The sequence below is a fragment of the Alcanivorax sp. IL2 genome (assembly GCF_047495475.1).
Lineage (GTDB): Bacteria > Pseudomonadota > Gammaproteobacteria > Pseudomonadales > Alcanivoracaceae > Alcanivorax.
In genome coordinates, this window is the sequence record NZ_CP179932.1 from 2,454,764 (window position 1) to 2,476,800 (window position 22,037).

Annotated in this window: 20 protein-coding genes; 6 read left to right on the forward strand and 14 right to left on the reverse strand. The window is 59.0% G+C overall.

The genetic code is table 11. From position 1 onward, the window contains the following. Positions 1-94: 94 nt before the first annotated feature. Complete coding sequence (locus tag ACMG4N_RS11445) at positions 95-1,282, reverse strand: multidrug effflux MFS transporter (protein WP_414431716.1); 1,188 nt, start codon at positions 1,280-1,282, stop codon at positions 95-97. A 327-nt stretch (positions 1,283-1,609) separates the two neighbouring features. Here ACMG4N_RS11445 and ACMG4N_RS11450 point away from each other — a divergent pair, with 327 nt between their 5' ends. After that, positions 1,610-3,502, forward strand: a complete 1,893-nt coding sequence (locus ACMG4N_RS11450; protein ID WP_297763925.1) for a cation:proton antiporter — start codon at positions 1,610-1,612, stop codon at positions 3,500-3,502. Between the two features lies 1 nt (position 3,503). Here the strand turns inward: ACMG4N_RS11450 and ACMG4N_RS11455 are convergent, their stop codons facing one another. The 5 genes from ACMG4N_RS11455 to ACMG4N_RS11475 form a co-directional block, all read right to left on the reverse strand. Beyond that, complete coding sequence (locus ACMG4N_RS11455; protein WP_297763928.1) at positions 3,504-3,926, reverse strand: MerR family transcriptional regulator; 423 nt, start codon at positions 3,924-3,926, stop codon at positions 3,504-3,506. A gap of 2 nt (positions 3,927-3,928) precedes the next feature. Beyond that, positions 3,929-4,762, reverse strand: a complete 834-nt coding sequence (locus tag ACMG4N_RS11460; RefSeq protein WP_414431717.1) for a hypothetical protein — start codon at positions 4,760-4,762, stop codon at positions 3,929-3,931. Between the two features lie 253 nt (positions 4,763-5,015). Beyond that, complete coding sequence (locus ACMG4N_RS11465; protein WP_414431719.1) at positions 5,016-6,575, reverse strand: FGGY-family carbohydrate kinase; 1,560 nt, start codon at positions 6,573-6,575, stop codon at positions 5,016-5,018. Continuing rightward, complete coding sequence (locus ACMG4N_RS11470; RefSeq protein ID WP_414431721.1) at positions 6,572-8,071, reverse strand: FAD-dependent oxidoreductase; 1,500 nt, start codon at positions 8,069-8,071, stop codon at positions 6,572-6,574. Before ACMG4N_RS11470 ends, ACMG4N_RS11465 begins: the two co-directional genes overlap by 4 nt. Then, a complete protein-coding gene (locus ACMG4N_RS11475) occupies positions 8,071-9,690 on the reverse strand; it encodes an FAD-binding oxidoreductase (protein WP_414431722.1) in 1,620 nt (539 codons plus the stop codon). The genes ACMG4N_RS11470 and ACMG4N_RS11475 overlap by 1 nt, the downstream gene beginning before the upstream one ends. A gap of 318 nt (positions 9,691-10,008) precedes the next feature. On the opposite strand from ACMG4N_RS11475, the gene ACMG4N_RS11480 reads away from it, so the two are divergent. From ACMG4N_RS11480 to ACMG4N_RS11490, 3 genes are all read left to right on the forward strand, one after another. Next, positions 10,009-10,677 (forward strand): OmpA family protein, encoded by a 669-nt coding sequence (locus ACMG4N_RS11480; protein WP_035244359.1) that lies wholly within the window; start codon positions 10,009-10,011, stop codon positions 10,675-10,677. Positions 10,678-10,816: 139 nt separating this feature from the next. After that, positions 10,817-11,884, forward strand: coding sequence for a bifunctional DNA-binding transcriptional regulator/O6-methylguanine-DNA methyltransferase Ada (ada, locus tag ACMG4N_RS11485; protein WP_414431723.1), 1,068 nt, complete (start codon positions 10,817-10,819; stop codon positions 11,882-11,884). Further along, entirely contained in the window at positions 11,881-12,783 is a 903-nt protein-coding gene (locus ACMG4N_RS11490) for a DNA-3-methyladenine glycosylase family protein (protein ID WP_414431725.1), read from the forward strand. The genes ada and ACMG4N_RS11490 overlap by 4 nt, the downstream gene beginning before the upstream one ends. 89 nt (positions 12,784-12,872) lie before the next feature. Here the strand turns inward: ACMG4N_RS11490 and ACMG4N_RS11495 are convergent, their stop codons facing one another. Continuing rightward, positions 12,873-14,126 carry an MFS transporter gene (locus tag ACMG4N_RS11495; RefSeq protein ID WP_414431727.1) on the reverse strand — a complete coding sequence of 418 codons (1,254 nt, stop codon included), beginning with the start codon at positions 14,124-14,126 and terminating at the stop codon, positions 12,873-12,875. Between ACMG4N_RS11495 and ACMG4N_RS11500 the strand changes: the two genes are divergently transcribed. Continuing rightward, positions 14,117-14,890, forward strand: a complete 774-nt coding sequence (locus ACMG4N_RS11500) for a patatin-like phospholipase family protein (RefSeq protein ID WP_414431729.1) — start codon at positions 14,117-14,119, stop codon at positions 14,888-14,890. The genes ACMG4N_RS11495 and ACMG4N_RS11500 overlap by 10 nt on opposite strands. Before the next feature lie 179 nt (positions 14,891-15,069). On the opposite strand, the gene ACMG4N_RS11505 is transcribed toward ACMG4N_RS11500, so the two are convergent. The 3 genes from ACMG4N_RS11505 to ACMG4N_RS11515 all read right to left on the reverse strand — a co-directional run bounded on the left by ACMG4N_RS11505 (position 15,070) and on the right by ACMG4N_RS11515 (position 17,414). Next, positions 15,070-16,182, reverse strand: coding sequence for a ferritin-like domain-containing protein (locus ACMG4N_RS11505; RefSeq protein WP_273009486.1), 1,113 nt, complete (start codon positions 16,180-16,182; stop codon positions 15,070-15,072). A gap of 315 nt (positions 16,183-16,497) precedes the next feature. Then, positions 16,498-16,947 carry a PaaI family thioesterase gene (locus ACMG4N_RS11510; protein ID WP_414431731.1) on the reverse strand — a complete coding sequence of 150 codons (450 nt, stop codon included), beginning with the start codon at positions 16,945-16,947 and terminating at the stop codon, positions 16,498-16,500. After that, positions 16,944-17,414: a PaaI family thioesterase gene (locus ACMG4N_RS11515; protein WP_232221947.1), complete on the reverse strand. Its 471-nt coding sequence runs from the start codon at positions 17,412-17,414 to the stop codon at positions 16,944-16,946. Before ACMG4N_RS11515 ends, ACMG4N_RS11510 begins: the two co-directional genes overlap by 4 nt. A gap of 136 nt (positions 17,415-17,550) precedes the next feature. Here ACMG4N_RS11515 and ACMG4N_RS11520 point away from each other — a divergent pair, with 136 nt between their 5' ends. Continuing rightward, on the forward strand, positions 17,551-18,675 hold the full coding sequence (locus ACMG4N_RS11520) for an alpha/beta fold hydrolase (RefSeq protein WP_297763970.1): 1,125 nt from the start codon (positions 17,551-17,553) through the stop codon (positions 18,673-18,675). A gap of 84 nt (positions 18,676-18,759) precedes the next feature. On the opposite strand, the gene ACMG4N_RS11525 is transcribed toward ACMG4N_RS11520, so the two are convergent. The 4 genes from ACMG4N_RS11525 to ACMG4N_RS11540 form a co-directional block, all read right to left on the reverse strand. Continuing rightward, the gene (locus ACMG4N_RS11525; protein ID WP_414431732.1) at positions 18,760-19,524 is read right to left on the reverse strand and encodes a hypothetical protein; all 765 of its coding nucleotides are present in this window, start codon (positions 19,522-19,524) and stop codon (positions 18,760-18,762) included. A gap of 80 nt (positions 19,525-19,604) precedes the next feature. Then, a complete protein-coding gene (locus ACMG4N_RS11530; protein WP_414431733.1) occupies positions 19,605-20,399 on the reverse strand; it encodes a hypothetical protein in 795 nt (264 codons plus the stop codon). Positions 20,400-20,670: 271 nt separating this feature from the next. Further along, a complete protein-coding gene (locus tag ACMG4N_RS11535) occupies positions 20,671-21,060 on the reverse strand; it encodes a YkvA family protein (protein WP_414431735.1) in 390 nt (129 codons plus the stop codon). After that, positions 21,050-21,832: a ParA family protein gene (locus ACMG4N_RS11540; RefSeq protein WP_414431736.1), complete on the reverse strand. Its 783-nt coding sequence runs from the start codon at positions 21,830-21,832 to the stop codon at positions 21,050-21,052. The genes ACMG4N_RS11535 and ACMG4N_RS11540 overlap by 11 nt, the downstream gene beginning before the upstream one ends. Between the last annotated feature and the right edge of the window lie 205 nt (positions 21,833-22,037).

The window sequence follows — 22,037 nt, forward strand, 5'->3', positions numbered from 1 at the left end:
AAAATTCACTGCAGCAGACGTCGAATCGCAGGAAGGTGGATTACGCCTTAGGCTAATCCACCCTACGGTTGATACGGTTACCGCGAGACCGTTTCTAACGTTCCGCCCCTTTCCTCAACCACAGGAAGGCCGCTAGTGCGGTAATGCTGCTGCCGGCCATCAACAGTGTCATCGGCACCGGCGTGCCGTCATGCCAGGCGCCCAATACCGTGCCGATCAGCCCGGCCAGCAGAAATTGCAGCGTACCGTTCAGGCCGGTAGCCGCACCGCTGTCGCGATCAAACAGGCTGAGGAAACTGGCAATACCGTTGGGGATCACCAGCGCCACCATACCTGCAGTGACCATAATCAGTGGCACCACTGCCCACAGAACCAGGTTGTCTGTCAGCGTCAGCACCAGCAATGCCACCCCGGCCAGGGCTTGCAAGATTAGCCCTGCACGCATGATGTCTGCGCTGGCATAACGGCGCAGTAACACAACATTCAGGCGATTGAGCCCGAGCATGGTCACCACATTGGCACCGAAATACAGCGGGAACTGGTCGGGGCTGATGCCGAAATGATCCATGTAGAGGAAGGCAGCATCGGTAATGAAGACAAACAGGGCGGAAAATGCCAGCGCATTGGCAAGAATAAAGCCCATCGCCGGGCGATTGCGCAGCACTCTCCCATAAGCGTTGAACAACCGGTGCCACAACGTCTCATTGTCTTGCCGCCGGGGAACCGTGGGCAGCGGGAAGCGAACCAGCAGCATCAACATCATCCCGTATCCGGCCAGCATGAAGAAAATGCTCTGCCAGCCGGCAAGATTGAGCAGTGCCACACCCACCGCCGGCGCCACCAGCGGCGCAATCAGCATGACCAGGCCAATACTGGTGAGAACCCCGGCGGCCTGCTGGCCGGTGAAATGGTCCCGTACCGAGGCGGCGGCAATCACTACAGATGCACCTCCCCCTACGGCCTGGAGGAAACGTAGCAGGTAAAGCATCTGGATGTCATTACTGAAAGGAATGATCAAGCTGCCGGCAATGAAAAGCAGCAACCCTATATAAGCGACCGGCTTGCGACCAAAGTGATCCGACAACGGGCCGCCCAACCACTGGCCCAGTGCCACGCCGAGTACATAGACACTCACCGAAATTTCCACATCGTGGATCGGCACGGCAAAGTGCTCGGACATCGCCAACAGAGCCGGTAGATAGGTATCAATGGCGAGAGGCCCCAGTGCGACCAGGGTGCCGAGTAGAATCGCCAATCGACGAGGGGAAATTTGGGCTTGCATGGAATGTCCAGTGAGGCAGTGAGATCGGGATGGTAACGCATGTGACGCTGAGCTTCAGTGAATTTATGAACCGTATTCAGTCCTTGTTATGAAAAACGGGTTGCGGCCATCGTGTTGTCCTGTGACCATTAGCCGCTTTGGCGGGTTAATGAAAGCGCCCCTGCCCATGGGGATTCCAGAAACGCAATGGGTAACCGCGATGACAACACTATCAACGGACCAGAATTGGTCCTCGTCTGTGCCCGTGATTCAACCTTCCGGGGCTGACCCTGCTTGCTCTGCTGACACTTTCTGCCCAGCCACCCGTCATTACCAAACGGAAACTGCATGAATTTAGAGATTGCGTACCAATTGGCCATCATCACCGTTGTGGCCTTCCTGTGTCAGTGGGTGTCCTGGCGTATCAAGCTACCCGCCATTCTGCCGCTGCTACTGACTGGCCTGGCACTGGGGCCACTGACCGGGGTACTGCAACCCAAAGAATTGCTGGGTGATCTGCTACTCCCCGGCGTATCACTGGCGGTATCGATCATTCTCTTTGAAGGGGCCATGACCCTGCGCTTCGATGAGATTCGCGGCCTGGAGAAAACCGTTCGCCGCCTGGTGACCTGGGGGGCGCTGGTAACCTGGTCAATCGTGGCCGTGTCTGCCTGGTGGCTACTCAAACTGTCGTTTGACCTTGCCCTGTTGTTTGGTGCTCTGGTGGTCGTCACCGGCCCTACCGTCATTGTTCCGCTTCTGCGCAGCGTACGCCCGGTCAGCAGCGTGGCCCGCTTGCTGCGCTGGGAAGGCATCGTTATCGATCCGCTGGGTGCCATTTTTGCGGTACTGGCCTATGAGCTGGTGGTGGCCAGCGGGCAGGAAGGTGCGTTACTGCATACCCTGTGGCTGTTTTTCCAGACGATCACCGTCGGCGCCGCCATCGGTGCAGTGGTCGCCATGGGCCTGGCAGCGCTGCTGCGCCGCCATCTGGTACCAGAATATCTGCGCAGCTTCCTGGTGCTGTCGCTGGTAATCGGCGAATTCGTGCTGGCGAATGCGCTCAGCGAGGAATCCGGCCTGGTGGCCGTTACCGTTACCGGCATCGTGCTGGCGAACCTCAAGGGGGTTCGCACCAATGATATTCTCCACTTCAAGGAGAACCTCTCAGTCATTCTGATCTCCGGGCTTTTTATCGTTCTGGCGGCACGTCTGGAAATGCAGGAACTCGAGCAACTCGGCTGGATGGCACTGGTAGTGCTGGCGATTATCCAACTGGTCGCCCGCCCGGCGTCCGTGCTGGTCGCCACACTGGGCTCCAACCTTAATTGGCGGGAAAAATCCCTGCTCGCCTGGATTGCCCCCCGGGGCATCGTGGCAGCGGCCATTTCCGCCCTGTTTGCCGAACGGTTGCTGCAAAATGGTGTGGAGGGAGCCGAAATGCTGGTTCCTCTCACCTTCATGGTCATCATCGGCACCGTGGCACTGCAGAGTCTCACCGCCAGACCCCTGGCTCGTTTATTGAAGGTCGCCGAGCCGGCACCGCGGGGGTTCCTGATTGTAGGGGCCAACCCGGTAGCCCGAGCGATTGGTTCTGCCCTGCAGAAAAACCAGTTCCCGGTGATGGTCACGGACTCGAGCTGGGAATCCATTCGACTGGCCCGAATGGAAGGCCTGAGTACATTTTATGGCAACCCGGTTTCCCAGCATGCTGACCAATACATGGATCTGGTGGGCTACGGTAAATTGCTCGGGCTGAGCCCGCGGCGTGAGCTGAACACTATGGCCACCATGCGCTATCGCCTGGAATTCGGAGAACCGAATATTTTCAGCCTGCCAACGCAGAGAAGCGACAAGGAAGTGAAGCATGAAGTGGCCCCGGAACACCGTGGTGCCACCCTGTTCGGTGCCGAGATGACCTATGCTCGCCTGGCCAGCCTGCTAAGTCAGGGCGCGGAAATCCGCAAGACCCGGCTCACTGAAGAGTTCGATTTCACCGCCTACCAGCAAACCCCGCACCGCCGGGTATGGCCGCTTTTCGCCATCGATACCCGCGATCGTATCTATGTGTTCAGTGAAGAAAGTCAGCCCGCGCCCAAGGCAGGCTGGCACGTGCTGGGCCTGATCAAGGAAGATGCGGCCAAGGAAGAGGCCCGCACCGAGGCGCGGGCCGAAGCTGCCGCAGAAAAAGCTGCCGCAGACAAGGGCAAAGGCACCGAGAAAGTCAGCCAGAAAAGCTGATCTATCCGGCCGGGTCCGGGGCATCGACGAAAGTATCGATTAACCCGCAGACCCGGCCATCATCCAGCCGACAATCCGGACTGCCCTGCCATTGCTCCATGGCGCTGCGCATGCGCAGACTCAGAGATTGCAGCTCGGCAATTTGTCTCTCTACCTGCTCCAGGCGCGTTTCGATCAGCGTGCGAACCTGACCGCAGGGTGTTTCACCCTCCCGGGAAGCGTCCGCCAATGCCTGGATGTCAGCGAGCGTGAAGCCCAGGGAGCGGGCCTTCAGAGCAAAGTTCAACAGCCGTAAATCCGTATTTCCGTAACGGCGGTAGCCGTTGTTGGGATCTCTCTCCGGCTTCAGCAACGCAATGTCGGTGTAGTGCCGCACCGTCTCGGTGGTGGTACCCGCCTTGCGGGCCAGATCGGAAACACGCATGGTCATTCCTCTCCCGGTTGTGCCCAGGGTTGGTAGGCAGCGGGAACAGACGCATCCTGCTGCTGAAAATAACGGCGGATGGCGACAGCCAGGGCGTCAGCACCCAGTGACTCTGACAGCGCACCCAGAAAGGCGGTTCCTGGCTGCGACGTCGCCAGGTGGCACTGCAGGGCGACATCAGCAAGCAGCCGATTGTCCGGGTGTCGCCGCCAGGCCTGGCGCAATGCGCTGTGAGCCCAGTCGCAACGCTGATGATTCAGGGCGAGCTGCCCTTCCAGCCACCAGAAGTAAGGGTCATCGCCGAGGGCCGCGTGCAATTGCCCGCTGATTTCCCGGTAAGCATTCCGGTCCAAGACCATCAGTGCGCGCTTCAGTTGCCAAAGGGCCGGCTTGCCCGTTGCGGTCTGAGCGGCCAGGGCCTGCTCTTCACAGGGCTGGCCGCTACACTGTGCCAGCCATAATGCCAGTAATGCCGGCTCCCCTGCGCCCAGATCGCCAAGTGCCGGCGCGCCGGGGTTATCCTGCAGCAGGGTCAGAAATGCCTTCCCCTTCCCGGCTTCAAATCGTTCACCGTAGGACACCAGCTCGCTCAATTGCAGGCCGCTGCTGTAGTCGTACCACTCGGTGAGACGATAACGGGCACCAGGCTCTCCCTCCAGGCGGAGAAAGCCCACATCACCGTCAGCAAAAAGCAGTCTGACTCGGGCCGCGAAACGCTCACGGTTTTCGTTGAATCCGGTAATGGCGAATTGCTTGATGTCCACATCCTGTACCCAGCGGGCAACAACCCGGTCAGGAACCGGCACTAACGCCTGCCGGGCCAGTACAGGTTGCAAAGAGCCACTAGCAAGGTCCGCTCTGAGTGTCGCCAGAGTACGGCTGTCAGCGGAAACGGTTTGCGCCAAGAGGAATAATAAGAGCGAAATAAAAAAGCGGTCAGTCATGCGAAGCCTCATTGAATCCAGCACAGACTAGGCAAAAAGACAGGGGTTAGCCACACCCGGGGCTGCTGGTGCCCCGTGTTGCAAACGCTGATTTGCTACAGGTGTCCGTGAGCACCATGCCCTCAGTGATAAAAGCGATGCGGTGTTATCTCGACGGATAACCGGTGATCTTTCGGATGGAGCGATACAGGGGGGACAGCCGCGGGTACATTTTCCGGTAGACCTGACGGTAAAGCGCATCGTACTGACGGGCCACTTCAGGATCTGGCTCAAACCGTTTGCCGGGGCGTGTCATTGCCGCTACTGCGCTGGCGTAATCCGCATGCAACCCCATGGCAACGGCCGCATTGATGGCGGCACCCAGCCCGGAGGTTTCCGAGGTATGCGGGCGTTCCGCAGGCAGGTTAAACAGGTTCGCGGTGATCTGCATGATTGCGTCGCTTTGTGAGCCACCACCGGACACCCGCAAGGACTGCACCGACACCCGATTGCGTTTCTCCAGGCGCTCCTTGCCCTCGCGAAGGGCATAGGCAATGCCTTCGATAATCGCCCGGTAAAGGTGAGCCCGGGTATGGACATCGCCAAAGCCGATGATGGCGCCTTTGGCCTCCGGTCCCGGGATGCGCACGCCGGGATTCCAGAAGGGCTGCAGCACCAGCCCCATGGCGCCGGGCGGCGAGTCATGCAGGAAAGACTCGAACAGGGTTTCCGCACTGACACCCAGCTCCTGCGCTTGCTGCACTTCCTGTTGGGCGAACTCCCGCTTGAACCAGTTCACCATCCAGTAACCACGCTGAACGATGACTTCCGAGTTGTAGCGTCCTGGTACGGCCGCGCTGTAGGCGGGCACAAACGGAATCGGCTCCACATAACGCTCATTACAGGTATTGAAGGTGGCCGTGGTGCCGTAGCTGAGATTGCCGATTTCCGGTGTAAAGGCGCCCGAACCCAGTACCTCGCAGGCCTTGTCCGCGCCACTGGCAATCACCGGCAAGCCGGCAGGGATGCCGGTATGGCGACTGGCGGCGGCGGTGACCTTGCCCAGTGCCTCGCCGGGAGCGACCAGCTCGGGAAGCTGCTCGCGGGTTACCCGCAGGGCTTTCCATTTCAGGTCATGGTCCGGCGCCCAGCACTGCCCCTTGTAATCGAAAGGGATGTAGCCAACCTGCGAGGCGGTACAGTCACGCACTTCACCGGTCAGACGATAGTTGAGATAGCCAGACAGCAGCAGGAAATGGGCGGTTCGTTGCCAGATCTCGGGCTCATCCTCCGCCAGCCAGTTGCACTCCGCCTTGGCTTGAAACTGGCGCAGGGTTTCTCCCTGGCCGAGCAAGTTCACTGGCGCTGCATACCACCAGGGCAGGCGAGGAAAATCCGGGGTACGCCGTTGATCCAGCCAGATTACTGCCGGGCGCAGGGGGCGCATGGCCTTGTCCAGGCAGACCACCGAGGCTCGCTGGGTAGTCAAAGACACCGCGACCACCCGGGATCGCAGCTCGCCATGCTCCAGCCATAAGCCCTGACAGGCCTGACCCAATTGTTCCCAGAAATAGTTAACGTCCTGCTCGGCTTCGCCCGGGCGGTCTGGCAGATAGGGCTCGATATGTTGTTGGTACTTGGCAATCAGTTCGCCGTTGCCATCGAACAGCATGGCCCGGGCACTTTGTGTGCCTTGATCAAGGGCAAGCAGCAGCGGTGCACTCATCCGGCGGCCTGCTCTACCGGTGAGGCTGGCACACCGTAGTAGCGCTGATGAATGTCCAGATAGCGTCTTCTCTCCTCTTCCCAGCAGGCATCATCCCAGCCGAGGGTGGCCTGAATCTGTTGTTGCAGGGTATCCAGTAGCACCTTGCCGGCTTCAGGCAGCAGCAGCCCGAGCCGGGTACGGCGCAGCATCAGGTCATCCAGGTGCACCACATCTTCGTTCTCGAGAATCCACTGAATAAAGGCCGGGTCTCCCTGATCTGCATGCAGAAAAGCATCCACAGCCTGCGGGGCATCACTGATGGGAATAAAGCCGGGCTCGGTGGTTTTCTGGCCGCGCTTGTGGGCGGCACTGTCGATCAGACCGCTGGCCAGCAAGGCATCCAGGGCAATCAGCCGAAACGTGGTGAGCTTGCCACCACTGACGGTAACGATACCGTTTTCACCCCATACCGCATGATCACGGCGCTCCTTGGAAGGATCCATGCCCTTGCCGGAGGCAATGACCGGACGGACGCCGGCAATGGTGGAATAGATATCGTCCCGATTGAGAGCCGCCTTCGGAAACTGGCTGTTGATCAAACGGAGCAGGTAATCCACTTCCTGGCCACTGGCCGCTGCCTCGATATCCATATCCTGGGGATGATCCAGATCCGTGGTGCCCACGCAGGTCACCCCCTCCCAGGGGAACACAAACACCGGGCGACCATCGTCAGGATGCATGACGGTGAGGCAATCCTTCACCGGCAGACGTTCGGGGTTCACAAACAGGTGGCTGCCGCGCAGGGGGCGCACGCGGGGGTCACTGCCGGAAAAACGGTCTGCCCAGGCGCCGGTGGCACTGATCACCCGTCGCGCACGAAGCGTGGCCGTCTGCTCGGTGGTTCGATCCGTCACTGTGACAGCGTAACCTTCAGCACTGGGCTCGGTCTGTTCTACCCGGCAGTAATTCTGTGCCAGTCCACCGTGGCGAGCCGCCTCCAATATCACCCGAACCACTAGGCGGCAGTCATCGGTAAGGGCATCGGTATAGCTCATGGCGCCGGTCAGGGACTGGCTGTTGAGCCCCGGCACACGCTCCAGCAGTTGCTCACGGTTCAGGTAACGATGATCACGGATGCCGGCAAGAAAATCGTACAACCAGAGAATCGCCTTCATCGGCAACCGTCCGGGGAAGACCCCTTTTCGTAGCGGAAACAGATAAGTGGCCCGCTCCACCAGCCCCGGCAATTCTTCAATCAAGCGTTCGCGTTCAAGCAGGGAGTGGCGGGTCAGGCGAATGTCCCCCTGGGCGATATAACGCAGCCCGCCATGCACCATTTTGGAGGAGCGACTGGAGGTGCCCCAGGCGAAATCGGTCTGCTCCAGCAGCAGCACCCGGTGCCCCCGACGGGCCGCTTCCAGCAACACGCCGGCGCCGGTGATACCGCCACCGATGACAATAAGATCCCAGTTTTCGTCAGCGAGGGAGTCCAGGGAGTGGCGTTTGCCTAACATCAAGATTCCTTTTCAATTCGCGGCTGGGTGTCGTCGAGCAAACAGCCCGGGTTCAGTCGCTGCTGCGGATCAAAGTGCTTCACTAATGACGTCAGTGCCGCGATGCCCTGCTCGCCTTTCTCGTGGCGGAGCCAGGGCGCATGATCGCGCCCTACCCCGTGCTGATGGCTGATGGTGCCCCCATGCGCCACGATGGCATCACTGGCCGCCTCTTTCATGGCGCGCCAGCGCTGCAAGGTATTGTGGTAGCTGTCCGAGCAGCGAAACACATAGGTGGTATAGATACTGGAACCCTGCGGATAAAGGTGTGACAGATGGGTAAAGACATGCACTTTTTCGCCCTCTCCCACGTTGTCGCGCACCGCCTGCTCCATTGCATTCATGGCCGGGGTGACCTGATTCCAGTCCACCGCGGTTTCAAAGGTGTCCACCACATACCCATGCTCCCATAGCCCATGACGGAGGTAGGGGGAACGAAAACGGGACTCTTCCCATTTCTTGCCCAGCAGCTCACCCACCACCGTGCCACCGGCGGCACGAATGCGTTTTTTTACCGTGGCCAGGGTATGGCGCACCAGTGACTTTTCACCGGTCACCCCGAAAGTGATCATGCATTTTTCGTTCCGGCAGCCACGAAGTGACAGGTATCGATGCAATACCGACACCAGCTTTTCATGGCCGGCGAGCATCAGATGGGTGCGGGTTTCTTCCGCATTGGATAGCCGCAGCATGGAAAGCGGCAGCTTGGCCTGGGTCAGGCTGCGCACCAGCGTCCTGGCCGTTTCCCAGTCCGGCGCGAAGGCTACCTGGAACGTTTCCGTTTCCGGCAAGGGGGTAACGCGCACCTTGACCTCGCTGATCACTCCCATGCGCCCTTCCGAGCCCATGATGATTTCCCGCAGATCCGGCCCGGCGGAAGACGCCGGAATGGTGGGGATATCCAGGGTGCCCCTGGGCGTTTCGATACGACCACCGGCGAACATCTGTTCGATGCGACCATAACGCATGGACTGCTGGCCGCTGGAGCGGCTGGCCACCCAGCCACCTACCGTAGACAGTTCCCAGGATTGCGGGAAATGCCCAAGCATGTAGCCCTGCGCGCGCAGCTGGCTTTCCACTTCCGGTCCCGGGGTACCGGCGCCGAAGGTGGCAATCTGGCTTTCCTTGTCCAGGTGGAGCAGTTTGTTCATGCCAGCCAGTGACAGTGTCAGCACCGGTTTGTCGCTGGCTGGTGGATTGATATGCCCGGCCACAGAGGTGCCACCGCCATAGGGAATCACCAGCACATCATTGTCCTGGGCCCAGACCAGCAGGCGCTTCACCTCTGCGCTTTTGGTCGGCATGGCGACTCCGTCCGGGAAACGACCGAAATCACCGGAGCGCATGGCCAGCCAGTCCGGCAGGCTTTGCCCGCGAGCATGACGAATGCGTGTTTCTGCATCGGTGCGGATCAGCGGGTGGTCAGGCATGCGCGACGCGGGCACTGCCTGCAACACCGTTGCCATTTCCGCATCCGGCAAGGGTGTGGCCGTGCCAAGACGCGATTGCAGAAAAGTCAGGCCGGAGGCCTTCAGCGGGTAATGATTGGCGCTGTCGCCCCAGCCGTTCCAGCGTCGCATGCAACGTACTCCTTGATTTGGGAAAGCCTGCCAAGATCGTGTAACAGGCTGATGTCATGGTAGCCCTGACGGCAAGGGGTTTCACTGGCGCAGCGGGACAGTAGATGGACTATTTCTGACACCCGCCTGATTTGTGCCGCTGATACAGGCCGTATTGAATAGATAACAACCATCTACAAACGGGCACTCGGTTTTTTTCGTACAAATTCGTAAACTCGTGAAGACGCCGCTTTACCAGCCATGCTCTCAGGGCTATGGTTCATATCACATCCAAACTATTTAAAAACCAATACCTTATAAGACTTACAAGGAGTTCTCATGAAACGTTTCGTTGGTTGTCTGGCGCTCGCAGGCGCTATGTCCCTGCAGGCAGGCTGCAGCACCATCAACCCTTACACCGGTGAAAAGCAGACCTCCAAGGCTGGTATGGGTGCCGGCATTGGCGCCGTCACCGGTGCCCTGATCGGTATTGCCACGTCAGACAGTGCCAAAGAGCGTAAAGAGCGGGCACTGAAAGGCGCCGGTATTGGCGCTGTTGCCGGTGGTGGCGTGGGCTACTACATGGATGTCCAGGAAGCCAAGCTGCGCGAGAAACTGGAAGGCGCCGGCGTGTCCGTTACCCGTGATGGCGACAACATTATCCTGAACATGCCGGGCAACCTGACTTTCGACACCGACAGCACCACGGTGAAGTCTTCTTTCCGCCCGGTACTGGACGCCGTCTCTGAAGTCCTGAAGGAATACAAGTCCACCATGATCCAGGTAGCCGGCCACACCGATAGCACCGGCGGTGACAAGTACAACCTGATGCTGTCCCAGCAACGCGCTCAGTCCGTGGCCAATATTCTGGGCGGCTTCGGCGTTGAGCAAGTGCGCATGGATACCGTCGGTTTCGGCGAGACCCAGCCCATTGCCAGCAACGGCACCGCCAGTGGCCGTGAGCAAAACCGTCGTGTTGAACTGACCCTGTTGCCTTACACCGAGTAAGACAACCCGGGGTGGGTGCCCAGCACCCACCTCCCCCTCCTTCCTCTTTTTTCAATTCCCCCGCAACATCCAGAGTGCATCACGATTTTCTTCGGGCCATGATGAAGTCAGACCCTTCATTAAGCCAAAGGAACAGATCGTGAGTACAGCGACGGGGCAGATTACCGACACACAGTGGCATGCCATCCAGAACCGTGACCGAAGTGCGGACGAGCGCTTTGTCTATGGCGTTATCACCACCGGCATTTTCTGTCGGCCCAGTTGTCCGGCAAGACGGCCTAAACTGGACAATGTGCGGATATTTCCCACTGGGCAGGCAGCCTTGCAGGCGGGCTTGCGCCCTTGTCGTCGTTGCAATCCGTTTTCCCTGGCGGGTTCACCAGTGACAGACACCGTCATAGCCCTGTGCCGCCATATTGAGCAAAGCCACAGTCCGCCGACACTGAAAGAGCTAGCCGCTCAATGCGGCTGGTCTCGCCACCATTTGCAGCGCCAGTTCAAGGCGGTCACCGGGCTTTCACCACGGGACTATGCGATGGCAGTGCGCCGGCGGCGCCTCAGCGGGAATTTACAACGCCATACATCCATCAGCCGCGCCATGCAGGAGTCGGGAATGGAATCCAGCAGCCAGCTTTATAGCCGGGGCAAACAGATGCTGGGGATGTTGCCCGGCCAGTATCGTTCCGGCGGCACGGGGACAGCGATCCGTTTTGCCATGGCCGAATGTAGCCTGGGCTGCCTGCTGGTGGCAGAAACCGCACAGGGTATCTGTGCCATCAGTCTCGGTGATGAACCGGAACCGTTGCTCAAGGAATTTCAGACACGTTTTGCTGACGCCGAGCTGCTCCCGCCGGACCCGGCTTTTGACGCCAAGGTGGCCCGGGTTGTTTCACTGATCGAAGATCCGCAACAGCGCCTGTCGTTGCCACTGGATATTCGCGGCACTGCGTTTCAGCAACGAGTCTGGCAGGCGCTTCAACAGATACCTCCGGGCACCACCCTGTCCTATCAGGCCCTGGCCGAGACACTTGGCCAACCGGGCGCCGCCCGGGCAGTGGCGTCGGCCTGCGCCGCCAACACCTTGGCCGTGGCGATTCCCTGCCATCGAATTGTGCGCCGTGATGGCAGCCTGTCCGGCTATCGCTGGGGCGTGGAGCGCAAGCGGGCCCTGCTGGAACGCGAGCTTGAGAACAAGGAGAGTGAGTGAGGAAAAAAACAGCCGAGCTGACGTTAACGCTACCTGCAGATTTCAATCGCGAAGCCTTCCTGGATTTCCACCGCCGGGATACCGAAGCCGTCGCCGAAAAAGTCGATGCCGGGGCGCTGGAGAAAGCCTTTATCTGGCAACAGGTGCCCACCCTGCTGACAGTGGAATTTGATCAGCCCGGCCATGCCCGTGTCACTTTGCATTGTGACGATAAGCCACCGTCTGCCAGCGCTTCACTGGACGCCTTTGCGGGTCATTTACTGGGTCTGGATCAGCCAACGCAAGCCTTCGAGGCGCAGGCCGGCAGGCACTCTCTGGTGGGTGCAATGGTGCGCTCGCAGGCCGGATTGCGGGTACCACAATCTGCCTCACCGTTTGAGGCACTGAGCTGGGCGATCATCGGCCAGCAAATCAGTGTGGTTGCCGCCGTTTCCATTCGCCGACGTTTTATACAGCGCCTGGGCCGCAGGCACAGTAACGGCCTTTACTGCTACCCCGATGCCAGCGATGTTGCCAGCACGAACGTGGAAGCGCTGAAGGCCTGTGGTTTTTCGCGCAGCAAGGCGGAGTGTCTGCTCACCGTCGCTCGTCGCTGCCTTGACGAGGCCCTTCTGCCAGAGATCCACATGGCGCAGCCCGATCTGGAAACTCTGCGCAAGAGCTTGCTGGCAATACGTGGCCTGGGACCCTGGAGCGTTCACTATGCACTACTAAGGGGCTACGCATGGATGGACGGTAGCCTCCATGGGGACGTGGCCGTGCGCCGGGCAATCCAGCAGTTATTGGGCAATGCCACTGCACCGAGCACCAGCGAAGCCGAACGCTGGCTGGCTGAGTTCCGCCCATGGCGCAGCCTGATGGCGGCCCATCTGTGGAAATCCCTGTCGGTAAACGCCTGACCAGATCTGGCCTATCGCGCCGGCATTTCCGTAGGTTGCACTGAGCCTAAGGCGAACTGCACCATCCCGGTGTTTCGGCTCAGCGCACCCTACGCACTAGCGGGCGCAGCACGAACTAACCGCCAAGCCAACCAGGCCAGCGGCACCATGAGAGACAATACCAGCAGATAGGGCCAGCGGTGATCCAGGGTGTACAGCCCGGTGCCAACCAGCGGCCCGAGAATAAACCCCAACGCCGGGCAAGCGCTGGCCAGACCGGCCACCCGCCCCTGCTCTTCGCTGCTGACGCGCAGACTGGCCAGAGACATGATCGCCGGCATGCCGAAGCCCAGGCCGAGCCCCACCAGCAATACCGCAAAACTCATCACCAGTTGCCGGTCTGCAAGCCACAGAATCAACGCGCCGGTACCCAGCGCCGGGACAGCAAGGGCAACCAGCAGCGTGGCCGGTGCCCGCAACCATTGCACCACGACAATCTGGCCGAACAGGGACGTGACCGCCGCCGCCATCATGGTCAAGCCAAGGGCGCGGGCTGCCGCCGCGGGGGATAATCCGAAGTGATCCTGAAACAGGAAGCCCAGGGTCTGTTGAATCAGGGCAAAGCTCATGAACAACATCACCCCGGTGAGCAGCAAGTCCCGCAAACGCGGGTCCGCATAGGCGCCCAGACCACTGCGCAGGACCTTGCCCAGGGACACGGTGCGCGCCTTAGGCTGGTGCGGCGATGGGGGCAGCCACAAGGCTGTTGCGATAGCCATCAGTGCGGTCAGGGCCGCCACGCCGTAAAGCGGGAAAACCAGCCCCACCGCCGCCAGCAAACCACCGGATACCGGCCCGATCACCGTCCCCAGATTGTTCGCTGCACCGATACGGCCCATACCCTGGGTGCGCTGCTCTGGAGTAGTGATATCAGCGGTATAGGCTGCGGCGGCTGCCGGCGTAGCCGCCATGATCGCCGCCTGCACCATGCGACTGAGTACCAGGCCTGCCACCAATAACCCGCCGACCAGCCCGCCGTGCAGACCGATATCGAACACCACCGCAAACATCAGCGTGCCCAGGGAATAGCCGCTCAGCCCGATCACTAGCACCCGCTTGCGACCCAGGGATTCACTGAGGGTGCCCCACACCGGACTGGCCAGGGCAAAAATCAGCGACGAACAACTGATGATCAGCCCCACCTGCATTTCCGCCAGGCCAGTGGCCCGGCCCAGGGACGGAAGCAGGGTAAATACCAGGGTCTGGCCCAGTGCGGTCACCGCCACGGCGGTCAACAGGATTGTATGGCTGAGGGTGCCCGGGTTAGGGTTTGTCGCCGCAGAGGAAGAGTTCAATGAAGACATACCCCGCCCCAAGCCTGGCGGACTGGTTGGCCGAGCGCCCCTTTACCCTGGCCATGTCGTCCGGTTTTTTTGGTTTCTTTGCCCATTTTGGTGTCGTCAAAGCCCTGAAAGAACATGAATTGCAGCCCACCCGCTATTGCGGCTCCAGTGCCGGTGCGCTGGTGGCCGCCTGCATGGCCAGCCAGGCGTGCCCGGAAAGCATGGAGCACACCCTGCTTGGGTTGTCCCGGGAGCATTTCTGGGACCCGGCTCCAGGCTTGGGTTTACTCGCCGGCAACCGTTTCCGGGCATTGCTGAAAGAATTGCTACCCATAACGGACCTGGCCCATAGTCCCACCCCGGTGGCCCTTTCCGTCTGGCATGCCGCCAGCCGCCGCACCCGGGTACTGAACGCCGGGGACCCGGTGGAAGCTGTTTATGCATCCTGTGCGGTGCCATTTCTTTTCCAGCCCGCACGCATCGATGGGGGTTACTACTGGGATGGTGGCATTGCCGACCGGCATGGTCTGGCCGGCACCTGGCCCGGCGAGCGCGTACTCTATCACCATCTGCAATCCCGATCCCCGTGGCGACGGGCCAATAGCCCTGCCCTGCAGGCGCCTTTGCGCGCCAACCTGACAACCCTGGCCATTGACGGCCTGACCCGTAGCGGCCCCGGCAAGTTGGAGCAAGGGCGTGTCGCATTACAGCAAGCCTATGACGCTACCCGCCAGGCGCTAGCCAAACCGGTTCGCCATGGAATGGTGAAAGTCGCCAGCGTCTGATGAAGCGTAGGGTGCACTGAGCCTAAGGCGAACTGCACCGATCCAACGTTTGAATGGTGCAGTTCGCCTCAGGCTCAGTGCACCCTACACGGGCGCCGTTGCTCTTCTGTAAGAGCCTGCCTGCAGGCGAGCCAGAGTGCTCCGATTCGCCTGCAGGCTGGCTCCTACCAAGACAGCTCTCAGGACACTTCGTCGTAGAGCGGCTTGGACAGTTCCGCCCAGTCCACTTCGCCGTCATCCACCAGATTTTCGAATTGCAGGATTCCCAGCTCCTCAAAACGGGGGCGAACCGACTCGGTGAGCAGGCCGATGCGCTTCAGGTTGGGCATGATGCGAGTGAACAGCAGATTGCGGAATTGGGCCATGATGGTGGAAGACAGCACCTGTTCACGGGCCTCGTCCACATCCCAGCCAAAATGTTCAAACACCTCGGTGCTGATCAGACGCTCGCGCATGACCACGCAGGCCTCAAAGGCAAAGTGCGCCCTCTCTTCTTTTTCTTCTTCAGAAAGAGTCTCAACAAAGTCCTCCAAGTAGTTGACACCAAAGGTAACGTGCCGTGCTTCATCGCGAATGACCAGGTGGATGATCTGCTTGAGAAGCGGATCATGGGCGGTCAGTTTGAGGGTGTTGAAGGCGGCCAGGGCCAGGCCTTCGATGATGATCTGCATACCGATGAATTTCAGATCCCAGCGCGGGTCCGAGAGGATCTTGTCGAGCAGGGCCTTCAGATTGGGGTTCACCGGGTAAAAAATGCCGATCTTTTCCTGCAGGTAACGGGTAAAGACCTCCACATGCCGCGCCTCGTCAAAGGTCTGGCTGGCCGCATAGAGTTTGGCGTCGTAGGACGGCGCGCAACTGGCCAGTTGCGATGCCACCAACAGGGCGCCCTGCTCCCCGTGCATGAACTGCGCCAGCATCCAGGCAAGGTTGTGCCAGCCAAAACGCAGTTTCTCGTCCTCGCTGAGCGCCTCGAAGGTGGGCCAGCCATTGAACGGGTTGAAGGCCTGATCCAGGGGGATTTCACTGCGCGGAAAAGTCTGGGTCCAGTCCAGATCCATGTCCGCATTCCAGTTCAGTTCCTTGCCCAACCGATACAGCTTACGGATTCGGCCATCAGCACTGGAATAGTCCCAGTTGTAGTGGCCGGTGAGCGGGGTCTGGAAGATTTCCACCACATCCTGCACATGGCCCGGGGTCAGCTTGTCTTCAATATCCTCTGCACCGGGTCCATCCCAGCTCTCATAGATGCTCACCGATGTGGGCGGAGAGGTAACGTTGGTTATTTTCATGGAAAAACCTTTTTTAGCGTTGTAGCGCACACCTCAGGACGCAAAGGCGCGTCCTGAACAGGTTCACTTAAACGCTAGGCGGATGTGAGTGCCGGAACAATGTCGCGTTCTGACAATCGGGCCGGGTGTTGGCGCAAAATCACAATCGAGCGCCAAGCCCGGAAAAACCTCTCAGGAAGACGTAGGGTGCACTGAGCCTAAGGCGAACTGCACCAATTCCGCGGTTGGATCATGGTGCAGTTCGCCTTAGGCTCAGTGCACCCTACATAACAGCAGATGCTCGAGTTTGAAAGAAAGCTTTACGGCTTACCGGCGTCAACCAGCATCGTCCGACAGCAGGAAATGCGCCCGGGCGATGGTGATGGGCTCCTGGCGGCTTTTTTGCCAGGCGCTGATATGTACATTGGCAATGCGTCGCCCCAGCCGGGTGACGCTGCACTCCGCATAGGTGTCACGGAAAAGGCCGGCCCGCAGGTAATCAATAGTGAAATCGATGGTCTTGGGCACCCGTGGTTCCCCCATTTGCAGCAGGATGAAGATAATCGCGGCCTGCTCCATGAAGCCCGCCACCGCCCCACCGTGCAGGGCCGGCAGGGTCGGATTACCCACTACATTGTCATGCTTTGGCAGCACAAAAGTCAGCTCATCACCTTGCGCGACTACCTGGATACCCAGAAAGCGGGCATAGGGCACCCGGTCAATCAAACTCTGGTAATCCGCCTCGCCAGCGCGACATTCTTCAATCAGGGTTTTCAGTGCTTTCATTGCCCCACCACCTTGCCTGCCGTTTCGATTTTCAGTCGGGTGTAGGTTGCCAGCCCGGTTGCGATGGGCTCATCCTCATTGCCCTCCTCCCACGTGGTAATACGTACAAAGGCCACGTGCGTAGTGAGGCGATAGCAGGTAGCTTCACAGAATACCGCTGCGCCCTTTTCAGGGCCGCGCAGATGATCCACGCGGAAGTCGATGGTGGGGGTAATTTCGAAAGTCGGAAAGGTACGACAGGTCACTGCCATGCCGCCAGCATGATCCATCATGGCGAAGATGGCACCACCATGCATGACACCGGTTTCCGGGTTGCCAACCAGATCTTCGCGCCAGGGCACGCGTACCCTGACAGCATTTTCTTCAGCACTGAGCACTTCCAGACCCAGCACTACCGAGTGCCTGACCGACTCCAGAAACCGGTTGCAGACATCCAGACGGGTAAATGATTGCGATGAAGTTGTCACGACGGCCAATGCCTCCTGTGCCTCGGGCGCGCTAGATTAACGAGTCGACATTACTCTGCAAAGTGTTACTTTTTCACCCTGGTAATACGTTGCTTTCCCGATAGTATCCCAGCCCCCTCATTGTCGGAGGCCTCCCATGGCGACGTCATCCCGTTTGAAGACCAGTCTGCGTGCCGTTGGGCATATCGTCGAGCGTCGGCGACATCCGCAGCGGTTTATCCAGATTGATAAATGCCCCTGGGATGAAATCTACCGCGACGGCATCATGGCCGTTCGCCATTACAGCCTGCCACCCATGAGCGAAATCCCGGTCAACGACGAGATGATGCCGGTGGCGCGTAGCAAATACCGTACGCCCCTGATTCTGGTGCCGGCACTGGGCATCCATTGCTGGACCTATGATTTAATGCCGAACCGCTCCATGGTCCGCTATCTGATGGCCCGAGGCTATGACATCTATCTGGTGGACTGGGGTAAACCCTCCCAGGCAGAGCGCAGCCTGGACCTGGATACCTATGTGAACCGTTGGTTGCCGGCGGCGGTGGACACCGTCAAGACGCACTCTGGCCAGGACCAGGTCAATCTGCTGGGTTACTGCATGGGAGGCCTGCTCTGCATGATGTACCTGGGGGGCCATCCGGATGCGCCAGTACGCAGCCTGATCACCATTGCCAGCCCGGTGAATTTTCACAAAAGCGGTCCCTTCGGCAAGGCGCTGGGCCTGGCCTCCATTCCCGCGATGCAAATCCATGAATGGTTCAAGGTGCGCCTCGAGCCGCTGGACGACAAGTTATTCCACATCCCCGCAGGGCTACTGACCTTTGGTTTCAAAATGACCAACCCGCCGGGGGTGGTACAGGCCTACCTGGATCTGGTGAAGAACATCGCCGACCGGGAATACGTCACCGAGTATATGACCATGGGCCAATGGTTCAACGATATGGTGGATTACCCGGGTGCGGTAGTGCGAGAGGTGATCGAGAAGATGATTCTGGCCAACAGCCTGGCCAAGGGGAAAATCCGCATCGGAGGCCGCAGTGTAGACTTTTCCGCGATACACCAGGATCTGCTGGCGTTTGCCGGCACCACTGACAATATCGTCAGCCTGCGTGCAGCGCGGGAAGTGCTGAGGCTGGTAGGTAGCCAGGAAAAGCGTTTCGAGGAGGTCCCCGGCGGCCATGCCGGCGTATTTTCCGGCTCCAAGGCGCCCAGCCATGCCTGGCGTATCAGCGCGGACTGGCTGGCTACTCGCTCGGATTAATACTGAAGCACACATTGCAGCACTTTCCCGGAGAAGCAAGGTGCACGCTCCTGGAAAGTACTGCCATGATCAGCTGGTTTTAACTCAGGGAGCTACCAGCTCCTCTACACGCTCTGCGACCTGAGTGGCATAGCGATAAAAGAGATACGGGACCTTGTTGGCATCGTTTTCGTTCATCCGCGGGATGGTATTGCGCACGAAAACCCAACGCTGCTCAACAAATGCCAGCACCTCGCTCGCCGGCACATCACTGGCATAGCGCCCCTTGAGACTCTCCAGCTGGTCATCGATGGATTTTGCCTCGATGGCAAAGTCCATTGGCGGCAGCCCGGTGCCAGTCGGCATACCTGCCGACGGGAAAGCGGCCAACGCCAGGTATTCACTGGCCAGGCGCTGCATGGATACCGACAATTCCGCGATATCAAGATAGGCGCCTTCTGGCTCGCCGGGATCAGCCTCTTCAACAAGCTCGGCAACCGCCAGGGTGGTCGTGTTCATCTCGCTCATGGCGCCGTAGTCCGCATAACCCAGAGACGCCAGCGGGTTGTCGAGCGCGCGTTTAGACAGGTCATCCCAGGCCGTGTCAAAAGCACTGGCCTGAGCTACCTCTTTGCCCTCGGCCTGCCCTTTTAGCTCGGCCACCCGACCCTGCCCATCATCGAGCAGCTGTCTGAGTGCATCTCGATCCTCCGGGTTATCGCCACGAATCGACAGTAGATGGAATCCCATCCGGGCACGCCAGGCATCCGCTTCCATCATTGCCAGTTCCGTTGCAGAAAATGCTGCCTGCGCGCCGGAAACAGTCGCCATCAGCGCCCCCGCCAACATCCACATTCCTTGTTTTTTCACCCCGATTCCTCTTTCTTTACCCCACGAAAAACCCCCGCCGTTAGCGGGGGCCTGAATGCATGCCAATATGGCAGTTATGACTATTCAACAGGCCCGAAGGTGGGCTTGGCCATATCTGTAGAGGCCAGGCTGATGGCTTGCTCCATTGTGTCCACCATCTGTCTGGTATAGCGGTAAATCAGAAACGGCACCGCATTTTCATAGAACTTGACCATGGACTGACGAATAAACTTCCACTTGACCGCCACCTGGTCCAGAGCCCGGGTCATGGCTTCATCCCCGGCATATTGTTGTTGGGCCGCTTTCAGCATCTTCTCAAATTCCGGTACGGCATTCTTGAAATCCAAGCGGCCCTCATCCGAACCTGCTGCCATGCCTCCCGCCGGATCTGCAGCCACATTCAAGTACTCAGATGTCATCCGCTGAAGGAAGGCCGATAGCTCACGAATCTCATCATACTTGCCACTGGTGGCAGTTTCGAAAGCATCCATTTTTTCCGCCATGATGGCGGGAAGTTCGTTCACGTCCTTGATGACATAAGCATTGGTGTAGCCTTGCTCTGCCATGGTGTTTCCCTTGGCGGCATCTACGTAAAGCGTCAATTCCTTTTCCAGATTTGCTACAAACTGGCGTTCTTCGCTGCCCTCGGCATTGGCTCTCAGTTCGGAAAGGGCCTGCCCGGCCTGGGAAATAGTCCGCTTCAGGTCAGACGCATAAATATCACTGCCTGCCATCACTGTGAGCATATGGAAATTTGTGCGCACCTTCCACAGCGACAACTCAAACTCTTCAAGATCCGCATTGGTAATGGCTGCCATCCCCTGCACTGGCAGCAAGGCGATAGCCAGAAGGCTCCCCAGCAGACGCTTGCCCATAACTACTCCCTTTTCCTGATCGCTAATTGTTGTTGTGAATTGCTTGTTTTTGATCTGATCACGCCGGCCCAGGGCAGGCACTCACTCAATATGAGTAAACACTATCACAAAATTCATAAGAGAGAGGAACCCGGCACTGATATCAAAATGGCCTCTATCACTCCACCTTTTGCCCGCAAGCCTGTCCCGGCTGCGCCTTACCCCTAAATCGTGGCTGGTGCCATGGTCATTTCATGTTCTCAAGGCCTGGCAAGCTTAGGCCAAACAGGCTTCATGGATCTTCCTGCCTCTCACGCCACTGCTGATAACGCTCGATATCCTTTCCGGCAAATTGCCAGGCCTTGGCCAGCACCCCAATATCATCCAGCAAACCGAGGCCAATGACAGGGTCCGGAATCGCATCCAGGGGCATCAGGAAATACACCAGCGCTCCGGTGATAGTCAGCAGGGTTGCCCAGGGCACCTGCCGATAGCGCCCGGCGGTCCAGTCCAGCAGCATCCTGGCCAGCAACTTGAGCTGCCCTGCCGCTTCGCCCAGCCGTTGCTGCAATTGATCAGAGCGGTTGAATACCGCCTTGGCCAACCATCGACTAGCCGTGGCCGAGCGCAATATCCGCTCGGCACGTCGAGACGCCTGTTTGCGAAACGGGTTAGCGGCCATTGAGCTCGTGGAACAATGCCCGATATTCCTCGGTCAGCTTGTGTTTGGGCTGCAAATTAACCAAGGGAGTCGCCTGTTCGTGGGATTCCCGCATCACCACACTGGCAGAAAGCTTGCTGCTCAGCATCGGCAACCCTTCATCTTCAAGCGACGCGACCAGTTCCTGCGGCAATCGAGCACGGGGCTGGAACTGGTTGACGACAATGCCCTCCACCTGCAACTCGTCATTGTGATCTTCCCGTGCCTCCTGGATGTTCTCCAGCAGGGTATACAGCGCCTTGCGTGAGAAGGCATCGCAATCAAAGGGGATCAATACACGGTCCGCAGCAATCAGCGCTGACAGAGTATAAAAATTATACGCTGGAGGGGTGTCGACAAAGATGGTATCGAAATCTTTGGACAAGCTTTTCAGCAGGCCACGAAGTTTGTAGATCTTGTGCTTGGATTCGAGCATGTGCTCGATTTCCCCCAGCTCGCCATCCGAAGGCAATACAAACAGGTTCTGGAAAGGCGTGGCGTGCACATAGTCGCGAGCGTCTTTTTCTTTCAACCGAAACGACAGCGTCTGGGCAAAGAAGGTGCCGATATTCGGCTTGGGGCCTTCCCCATTGCTGTAGGCGGGCATCCCTAACAGGTACTGACTGGCATTGCACTGCGGGTCCAGATCCACCACCAGGGTGCGGTTTCCCTCGGCGGCACTGATGGCAGCCAGGTTTACCGTGATACTGGATTTCCCCACTCCCCCCTTCTGGTTAAACACCACACGACGCATTCCTTGTTCTCCTTAATACAGCAGGCTTGCGGACTGTCTGCAGGCCGGGGCTCCAGGGGCATTCGCGCCTATTGGCAATGGCGCCTGGCGCGATCCGGTTTGATGTAAGCAATTCGACCACTTGAAGCCTCCTCTTTCGAGGCGGGCTCAACCTTGGGCCTGCACGCAGTTTTTGTTTGTTGCCGAATCATACACAGGCCTTGGT